The following is a 7,848-nucleotide window of genomic DNA, read 5'->3' as shown; positions in this document are numbered from 1 at the left end:
AGTGTAGAAGGCTTGAAAATAGTTAAGTAATACTGTACACTACAAAAACGTTTTAATTTAAACTTGTTAAAGGAGTCTTTATGTTGAAAAAAGTATTGTTTACTTTGTTTTCGATTGGTTGCGCAGCATTAAGTTTTGCGGCTGTGAATGTTAATACAGCAACTGTGGATGAGTTGGATAAACAATTAACCGGCATTGGTCCTGCAAAGGCACGTGCGATTGTTGAGTATCGTGAGAAAAATGGCCCGTTCAAATCTGTGGATGATTTGGCTAAAGTACCGGGAATTAAAGAGGCCACGATTAACAAATTCCGTGCACAGGCGACAGTGGGAAATGGTGCAGCAGCACCTAAACCGGCAGCGCCTGCAAAACCACAGCCTGCAACGAAATAATCTTGTTATTTTGTTGAAAATTAATTATAATGAAAAAGCTTTCTATGTTTAGGAAGCTTTTTTTAATTTACACTGCTCGCATTTTACTCAAGGGTGCTTATTTTTAATAAGTTTTGGTCAAAATGTTATGCTTTTAACCCTTAAAGGAAAAAATATGTCTCAAATTACTATGCGCCAAATGATCGAAGCCGGCGTGCATTTCGGTCACCAAACTCGTTACTGGAACCCAAAAATGGCTCAATACATTTTTGGTGTGCGTAATAAAATTCACATTATTAACTTGGAAAAAACTGTTCCATTGTTCCAAGAGGCGCAAGAAGTTGTTCGCCGTTTGGTGGCGAACAAAGGTACTGTTTTGTTTGTTGGTACCAAACGTCAAGCACGCGATATCATTAAAGAAGAGGCGCAACGTGCAGGCATGCCTTATGTTGACCATCGCTGGTTGGGCGGCATGCTGACAAACTATAAAACAGTTAAGCAGTCTATTAAACGCTTGGAAGAGAAAGCAGCTGTTTTGGCTAATGCAGAAACCAGCGGCTACAACAAAAAAGAATTGTTGGATATGACTCGCGAAGTGGAAAAACTGGAGCGTTCTTTGGGCGGTATCAAAGACATGAAAGGTTTGCCTGATGCGATTTTTGTGATTGACACAGGCTACCAACATGGTACTTTGGTAGAAGCTGCAAAATTGGGTATTCCGGTAATTGCCGTTGTTGACTCTAACAATAGCCCTGATTTGGTAAAACACATTATTCCTGGCAATGACGACTCTGCAAAAGCAATTCGTTTGTACTGCCGCGGTATTGCCGATGCTGTTTTGGAAGGCAAAAACCAAGCAGTAGCGGAAACTGTGGCAGCGGCAAAAGCGGCTGAATAATAGTTTGAAATGTGCAGGCTGCCCGAAATATTTCCGGCAGCTTGTTTTAAATGATTGAATTTATTGGAGAACACTATGGCAGAAATTACTGCAAAAATGGTTGCCGATTTGCGTGCGGCAACAGGCTTGGGCATGATGGAATGCAAAAAAGCTTTGGTGGAAGCTGAAGGTAATTTTGAAAAAGCTGAAGAAATCTTGCGCATTAAATCAGGTGCGAAAGCTGGTAAATTGGCAGGCCGTACGGCTGCCGAAGGCGTGTTGGCGTTTGCGATTGAAGGCAAAACCGGTGCATTGGTGGAAGTGAACTGCGAAACTGACTTTGTGGCAAAAGACGTTGGTTTTGTGGCATTTGCGAATTCTGTAGCGAAAACCGTAGTGGCTAAGAAACCTGCAACCGTGGAAGAACTGAACGCCTTGGTTGAAGAAGAGCGCAAAGCGGTGATTGCCAAATTGGGCGAAAACATGTCTGTACGCCGTTTCCAAATTATCGAAGCTTCGGGTAACAGCAACTTGGTGGCATACATTCACGGTGCTTTGGCGAATGAAGGCGTATTGGTTGAATATACCGGTTCGGAAGATGTGGCCCGTAAAATCGGCATGCACATTGTTGCGGCAAAACCGCAGTGTGTCCGTGAAGACCAAGTGGATGCAGCGTTGGTGGAAAAAGAACGCCACATTTACACCGAACAAGCGGTTGCTTCCGGAAAACCTGCTGAAATTGCTGCCAAAATGGTAGAAGGCCGCATTAAAAAATTCTTGGCAGAAGTGTCTTTGAACGGTCAGTCATTCGTGATGAACCCAGACCAAACCGTGGCACAATTTGCTAAAGAAAACGGCACTGAAATCTTGAGCTTTGTCCGCTATAAAGTGGGCGACGGCATTGAGAAAAAAGTGGTGGATTACGCTGCCGAAGTGGCTGCCGCCGCTAAAGTGTAATTTTCCTATGTTTAAAACAGCCATCTTTCAAGGTGGCTGTTTTTGTTATGTGCAGGCTGCTTTTGGTGGGATAAAAAGCAGCCTGCACTTTTTCAGCTGTGAAAATAATCATAAATCTTTTCGGCCAATGCGCGGCTAATCCCTTCAACTTGCGCCAAATCTTCCACAGAAGCAGCCTGCACCCCGCGCAAACCGCCAAAACGCATCAGTAGCGCGGCTTTCCGTTTGGCGCCTACGCCGGCAATATCGTTTAATGAAGAAGTTATCCGAGCCTTGTCGCGCTTGGCACGCATGCCGGTGATGGCGAAGCGGTGGCTTTCATCGCGGATGGTTTGCAGCAGGTGCAGCGCGGGCGTGTTGGGCGGCACTCTGAAACGTTCGTTTTTAAATGGCAGAATCAGTTCTTCCAGCCCCGCTTTGCGCTCCACGCCTTTGGCAATGCCGACCAGCGGAATCGTCCAGCCCAGCTCTTCCCACACGCTCACCGCCACGCCGATTTGTCCCATGCCGCCGTCAATCAGTACCGCATCGGGCAGGCGCACAGGTTCGCCATCGGCTGCCGCGCGCGCCATTTTGCCGTAACGCCGCGTCAGCACTTCGCGCATGGCGGCATAATCATCGCCCGCCTTTGCCGTGTTGATATTGTATCGGCGGTACTGGCTCGGCTGCATGGCAAAATCATCGTACACCACGCAGGACGCAATGGTCGCCTCGCCCTGCGTGTGGCTGATATCGAAACATTCCAAGCGGCGCAATTCGTTGGCGGGCAAACCGATGAGTTCCGCCAGCTGTTCCACGCGCTCGGTTTGCCGGCTGTTTTGCAGTTGGTGCTGCGCCAGCGCGTGTTCCGCATTCTTCACCGCCATGTTCAACCACACTTTGCGCTCGCCCTTTTCGGCTTTTGGAAACTGCATGGCGCGCGGATGTTCGCTGTTCAAAGCAGCCTGCAATGCTTCGGGCAACGTGAAATTGCTCAGCAAAATATCCGGTTTGGGTTTGCCCAGATAATGTTGCGCCACAAAGGCTTCCGCATAATCCTGCGCGTTCGGCTCAGGGTCGTAGCGCGTGTCGGGGAAGAAACTTTTGTCGCCCACATGGCGGCCGCCGCGGATACTCACCCAATGCAGGCACACGCTGCCGCCCGCTTCGGCAACCGCCACAATGTCGATATCCTGCGGCTGGTTCAGGTTTTTGCTGTCGATGAACTGTTTGGACTGCATGGTGCCCAGCGCCTGAATCTGGTCGCGCCATTTGGCGGCCGCTTCAAAATCCAGCGTTTCGGCAGCCTGCAACATTTTTTGTTCCAAATCCTTCATCAAATGCGCGGTTTTGCCGTTCAAAAATGCCACTGCATGGCGGACCTGTTCGCCGTATTCTTCGGGCGACACCGCACCCATGCACGGCGCAGAGCAGCGGTTGATTTGCGCGAGCAGGCACGGGCGGTCGCGGTGGGCGAACACGCTGTCTTCGCAGGTGCGCAGCCGAAACACTTTTTGCAGGATTTCAATGCTGTCGCGCACCGCATAGCCGTTCGGATAGGGGCCGAAATATTGGTTCGGCTTTTTGGGCGTGCCGCGGAAATAAGCCAGTTGCGGAAACTCGTGCCCGCTTATCATCAAATACGGATAAGATTTGTCGTCCCGAAACAGGATATTGTATTTGGGCGACAAAGATTTAATCAGATTGTTTTCCAGAATCAGCGCTTCGGCTTCGTTGCGCGTCAGCGTGATTTCCACCCGCGCAATCTGCTTAATCATTAGCTTGATGCGCGGCGAATGGTCGGTTTTTTGGAAATAGCTGGAGATGCGGCGTTTCAGGTTCACCGCCTTGCCGACATATAAAACGCTGTCGTCTGCGGCAATCATGCGGTACACGCCGGCGGCATTGGGCAGCGATTTGAGGAAGATTTCCAGGTTGAATTCGGGTTTTGTGTCGGGCATGGGGTTATCCGTGGGTGATTTTTTCAAACAGGTTCCAAATGCCGTTCAGCCACCAGCCGACCAGTCCCAGCCAAAACACCGCCAGCACCAAAACAGCCGAAATAAAATGTGCAGGCTGCTTTTGCCACGAATAATGCAGCAGGGCGATGCGGACGGTGCGCGTTTTGGCGGCGCGCGCCAATGCAACGGTGAGCGTGTACACCAAGGCCAGCCACAGCAGCGTGCCGGCAAGATAAAGCAGGATTCTCATGATGTTCGGCCGTAACGTGGGCGGATTCGGGCGATGTGTTCGGTCAGTGCGGCGCAGTCTTTTTCGGCAAATCCGGTGGACGCATCGCAGAAATAAACATTATCGCATTCGGGTTCGAAAAATGGCGGCATGTCGTCCAGCACAATCCATGCTTCGTGCAGGCTGCCATGTTGTTGCCGCCATGCTTGGATTTCGCGTTCGCGGCTGCCTTCCCAGGCAATGCCGTCCAATGTCGGCGTGCAGCCGATGATGCGGTCGCGGAAATCCGGGCTGAACCAGCGGCGCAGTTCATCCAAAGGATAATGGTTGCGCCAAGTGGAACTGATGACGAAGCGGGCATCGGCCTGTGCAGGCTGCCTGAAAAAGCCTTCCAGCAGGTCGCGTTGGCAGAAATGCAGCGCATAATGGCAGGGGAACGGGTGCAGCACGCCGTCGAAGTCTAAAAATACGAGCACGGGTTTTCCTTTGCATTGGACGTGGCGGCGGAAAAAGCAGCCTGCACGTGGAAAACAGAAGTGCAGGCTGCTTTCGGCAGGCCGGTTATACGGCGGGGCGGCATGCCAGCAGATAGTTCACATCCACTTTGTCGCCCAGAAAATAATTCCGTGTCAACGGGTTGTATCCCATGCCCTGCGTGTCGGTAATGTCTAGCCCCGCCTGCCGTGCCATGCGCGCCAATTCGGCTGGCGTGATGAATTTCTGCCAGGTGTGCGTGCCTTTGGGAACGAGGTTCAGAATGTATTCCGCACCCAAAATGGCGTGGAGGTAGGACGTGGCGTTGCGGTTGATGGTGGAGAAAAACACCCAGCCGTCGGGCTTGGCGAGCTTGGCGCAGGCACGGATGACGGACGCGGGGTCGGGAACGTGTTCCAGCATTTCCATGCAGCTCACAATATCGAACGAATGCGGCATTTCGGCGGCCAAATCTTCCACGCTGATGCAGCGGTACTGCACATTGTCCACGCCGTGCGTTTGCGCATGTGCGGCAGCCGTTTGCAGCGACAGTTCCGCCATGTCCACGCCCAGCACGCTTTCGGCGCCGCGCAATGCCATGCTTTCGCTCAAAATGCCGCCGCCGCAGCCTACATCGACCACGGTTTTGCCTGCTAATTGGGCGTTGCGGTCGATATAGTCCAAACGCAGGGGGTTGATGTCGTGCAGCGGTTTGAATTCGCCGTATTTGTCCCACCATTTGGCGGCCAGGCGGCTGAATTTTTCAATTTCGTCCGCATCGACATTAACGGTGTTTTGCATGAGTGTCTCCTTGTTTTAAAAAGTGCAGGCTGCCTTTATCGGCCGGCGCGGCTTTTCCACCACACGCCCCATGTGATGAGCAGCGCGGCGGCAAAGAACAATGCGCCCCAAACCGGCAGCGGCACGCCGAAAAAATAATACACTTCGCCGCACGCGCCCGAGCCGCGGATAAACCATTCGTACCAGTCGAACAGCGGCGCATCGCGCAGGCGGAATGTCCACGGCGCGCCGCAGGAAGGCTGCTCCATCAGCGGCAGCGACTGCAAATGGATTTGCTTGACGGCAATATACAAACCGAAGGTGGCCGGCGCGGAAACCAGCACGGCGGCCAAGGTGCGCGCGCCGGCTTTCCGCGTGGGCAGCAGCAACGACAGTAATGCCACTGCAAAAATCCCCGCCAACGCCATGCGCTGCTGGATGCACATCACGCAGGGGTTCATGTCCAGCACATATTGCGAAAATAACGAAGCGCATACGCCCGTCGCGCCCAGAACCGCCATTGCCAGCGGTATGGTTTTGTGGTGTAACCGCATAGTAATCTCCTTCAAATCGAAAAGGGAAGTATAACGTGATAAAAAGCAGCCTGCACTTTTTGTTTTCGGGTGCAGGCTGCTTTTGGCGTGTAAATACGGTATGATGTGCGCCCCTAAAGTAGTCAGGCAACGCAATTTATGGAAAAAACCATCCGCATACAGAATTTTTTGGACGACAACCGCATTTCCCCGTTTCAGTGGCTGATTTTTCTGGCCTGCTTCCTGGTGGCTTTTTTTGACGGCATGGACACCGCCGCCATCGGTTATATCGCCCCCAGCCTATCGGACGACTGGGGCATTGGCAAACAAGACCTTGCGCCCGTATTGAGCGCGGCATTGTTCGGCTTGGCCGCGGGCGCGGTAACGTCAGGCCCCTTGGCCGACAAATTCGGGCGGAAACCCGTGCTGACCGTGTCTGTGCTGGTATTTTCCGGATTCTGCACCGCATCCGCCTTTGCGGGCAACTTGTGGGAAATGGGCGTTTTACGCTTTATCACCGGCTTGGGTTTGGGCGCGGCCATGCCCAATGCGGTAACGCTGTTGAGCGAATATTGCCCCGCCCACAAACGCGCCATGATCGTGAACACCATGTATTGCGGCTTTCCGTTGGGCGCGGCGGCAGGCGGATTTTTCGCCGCGTGGATCATTCCCGAACACGGCTGGCGCACGGCGTTGTTGTGGTGCGGTTTGGTGCCGCTGGCTTTGGGTGTGCTGATGGTGTTCTTGATGCCGCGTTCGGCGGTGTATCTGGCCGCCAAGCAGAAACCTGCCGCGCAAATCCGCCGTTTGCTGCTGCGCATTAACCCGAATGCGGATTTGGACAACGCGCGGTTTTCGGCGGAAGTGCCGCAGCCTTCTGCCGCAGGGCAGGGCAGCCCGATAGGGATGGTGCTGGGCGCGCATTTCCGCGCGGGTTCGGTATTGTTGTGGTTATCGTATTTTTTCGGGCTGATTATTTTTTATGCGCTGATCAACTGGCTGCCCATTTTGTTCAAAGAAGCGAACATGTCGGCCGAACTGGGCGCGCGCGTTTCCGGATTGTTCGCGCTCGGCGGCTTGGGCGCGGTGGCCAGCGGTTATCTGATGGACAAATTTAACGGCAACAAACTGGTCGCGTTGCTGGCGCTGCTTTCCGCCGCTTCCGTGGCCTTGATTGGCTGGGCGATGGCGCAGGGCGTGGCAGCATTGGCCGGCGTGATACTGTTTGCCGGCGTGGTTTATAACACCATGCAGGCATCCCTGCCCGCGCTCGCCGCCCAGTTCTACCCCGTGGAATGCCGCTCGACCGGCGTGTCGTGGATGCTGGGCATCGGCCGCTTTGGCGCGATTGCCGGCACATTCCTGACCGGACAGCTGCTGGCATGGAAACTGGACTACACGGTGATTTTCATGATTCTGGCGCTGCCAGCGCTGGTGGTGGCCGTGTGCCTGCTGATAAAGCAGAAGCGGTATGGGTAATCGGGCGATATTTTTCGGGTGATACGAAAGCAGCCTGCACTTTGAAAATATAAAGTGCAGGCTGCTTTTCATTGAAGTTCATCAATACGGTAAAAAATAACAAGGGCTCTGAAAACTCAGAGCCCTGTTTCTATGGCTGCAGTTTACACCACAGCACACATATGATTAACGGCAGCTAGAAGGCAGACGTTTAGCAGCGATAGAACCT

Annotated in this window: 9 protein-coding genes; 4 read left to right on the top strand and 5 right to left on the bottom strand. The window is 53.0% G+C overall.

Annotated features, from left to right (window positions below):
• Nucleotides 1–80: 80 nt before the first annotated feature.
• The 3 genes from HMPREF9098_RS07150 to tsf all read left to right on the top strand — a co-directional run bounded on the left by HMPREF9098_RS07150 (nt 81) and on the right by tsf (nt 2,205).
• A complete protein-coding gene (locus tag HMPREF9098_RS07150) occupies nt 81–392 on the top strand; it encodes a ComEA family DNA-binding protein (protein WP_003783360.1) in 312 nt (103 codons plus the stop codon).
• Between the two features lie 154 nt (nt 393–546).
• Complete coding sequence (gene rpsB, locus HMPREF9098_RS07145; protein ID WP_040564352.1) at nt 547–1,269, top strand: 30S ribosomal protein S2; 723 nt, start codon at nt 547–549, stop codon at nt 1,267–1,269.
• Between the two features lie 75 nt (nt 1,270–1,344).
• On the top strand, nt 1,345–2,205 hold the full coding sequence (gene tsf, locus HMPREF9098_RS07140; protein ID WP_003783356.1) for a translation elongation factor Ts: 861 nt from the start codon (nt 1,345–1,347) through the stop codon (nt 2,203–2,205).
• Between the two features lie 92 nt (nt 2,206–2,297).
• Here tsf and uvrC read toward each other — a convergent pair whose 3' ends face one another.
• The 5 genes from uvrC to HMPREF9098_RS07115 form a co-directional block, all read right to left on the bottom strand.
• Nucleotides 2,298–4,145: an excinuclease ABC subunit UvrC gene (uvrC, locus tag HMPREF9098_RS07135; protein ID WP_003783352.1), complete on the bottom strand. Its 1,848-nt coding sequence runs from the start codon at nt 4,143–4,145 to the stop codon at nt 2,298–2,300.
• Between the two features lie 4 nt (nt 4,146–4,149).
• The gene (locus tag HMPREF9098_RS07130; protein ID WP_003783350.1) at nt 4,150–4,395 is read right to left on the bottom strand and encodes a hypothetical protein; all 246 of its coding nucleotides are present in this window, start codon (nt 4,393–4,395) and stop codon (nt 4,150–4,152) included.
• Nucleotides 4,392–4,850: an HAD domain-containing protein gene (locus tag HMPREF9098_RS07125; protein WP_003783348.1), complete on the bottom strand. Its 459-nt coding sequence runs from the start codon at nt 4,848–4,850 to the stop codon at nt 4,392–4,394. Before HMPREF9098_RS07125 ends, HMPREF9098_RS07130 begins: the two co-directional genes overlap by 4 nt.
• A gap of 85 nt (nt 4,851–4,935) precedes the next feature.
• Complete coding sequence (gene ubiG / locus HMPREF9098_RS07120) at nt 4,936–5,649, bottom strand: bifunctional 2-polyprenyl-6-hydroxyphenol methylase/3-demethylubiquinol 3-O-methyltransferase UbiG (RefSeq protein ID WP_003783345.1); 714 nt, start codon at nt 5,647–5,649, stop codon at nt 4,936–4,938.
• A 35-nt stretch (nt 5,650–5,684) separates the two neighbouring features.
• Nucleotides 5,685–6,182: a disulfide bond formation protein B gene (locus HMPREF9098_RS07115; RefSeq protein WP_003783343.1), complete on the bottom strand. Its 498-nt coding sequence runs from the start codon at nt 6,180–6,182 to the stop codon at nt 5,685–5,687.
• A 138-nt stretch (nt 6,183–6,320) separates the two neighbouring features.
• Here HMPREF9098_RS07115 and HMPREF9098_RS07110 point away from each other — a divergent pair, with 138 nt between their 5' ends.
• A complete protein-coding gene (locus HMPREF9098_RS07110) occupies nt 6,321–7,640 on the top strand; it encodes an MFS transporter (protein WP_003783342.1) in 1,320 nt (439 codons plus the stop codon).
• Nucleotides 7,641–7,848 lie beyond the last annotated feature (208 nt).

The organism is Kingella denitrificans ATCC 33394, from assembly GCF_000190695.1.
Lineage (GTDB): Bacteria > Pseudomonadota > Gammaproteobacteria > Burkholderiales > Neisseriaceae > Kingella_A > Kingella_A denitrificans.
This window is presented reverse-complemented; position numbering and strand designations above follow the sequence as displayed.

Bases quoted from the DNA above. Each gene is read 5' to 3' on its own strand.
- tsf (WP_003783356.1), top strand. From the start codon at position 1,345: ATGGCAGAAATTACTGCAAAAATGGTTGCCGATTTGCGTGCGGCAACA.
- uvrC (WP_003783352.1), bottom strand. From the start codon at position 4,145: ATGCCCGACACAAAACCCGAATTCAACCTGGAAATCTTCCTCAAATCG.
- HMPREF9098_RS07110 (WP_003783342.1), top strand. From the start codon at position 6,321: ATGGAAAAAACCATCCGCATACAGAATTTTTTGGACGACAACCGCATT.
- HMPREF9098_RS07150 (WP_003783360.1), top strand. From the start codon at position 81: ATGTTGAAAAAAGTATTGTTTACTTTGTTTTCGATTGGTTGCGCAGCA.
- rpsB (WP_040564352.1), top strand. From the start codon at position 547: ATGTCTCAAATTACTATGCGCCAAATGATCGAAGCCGGCGTGCATTTC.
- ubiG (WP_003783345.1), bottom strand. From the start codon at position 5,649: ATGCAAAACACCGTTAATGTCGATGCGGACGAAATTGAAAAATTCAGC.
- HMPREF9098_RS07130 (WP_003783350.1), bottom strand. From the start codon at position 4,395: ATGAGAATCCTGCTTTATCTTGCCGGCACGCTGCTGTGGCTGGCCTTG.
- HMPREF9098_RS07115 (WP_003783343.1), bottom strand. From the start codon at position 6,182: ATGCGGTTACACCACAAAACCATACCGCTGGCAATGGCGGTTCTGGGC.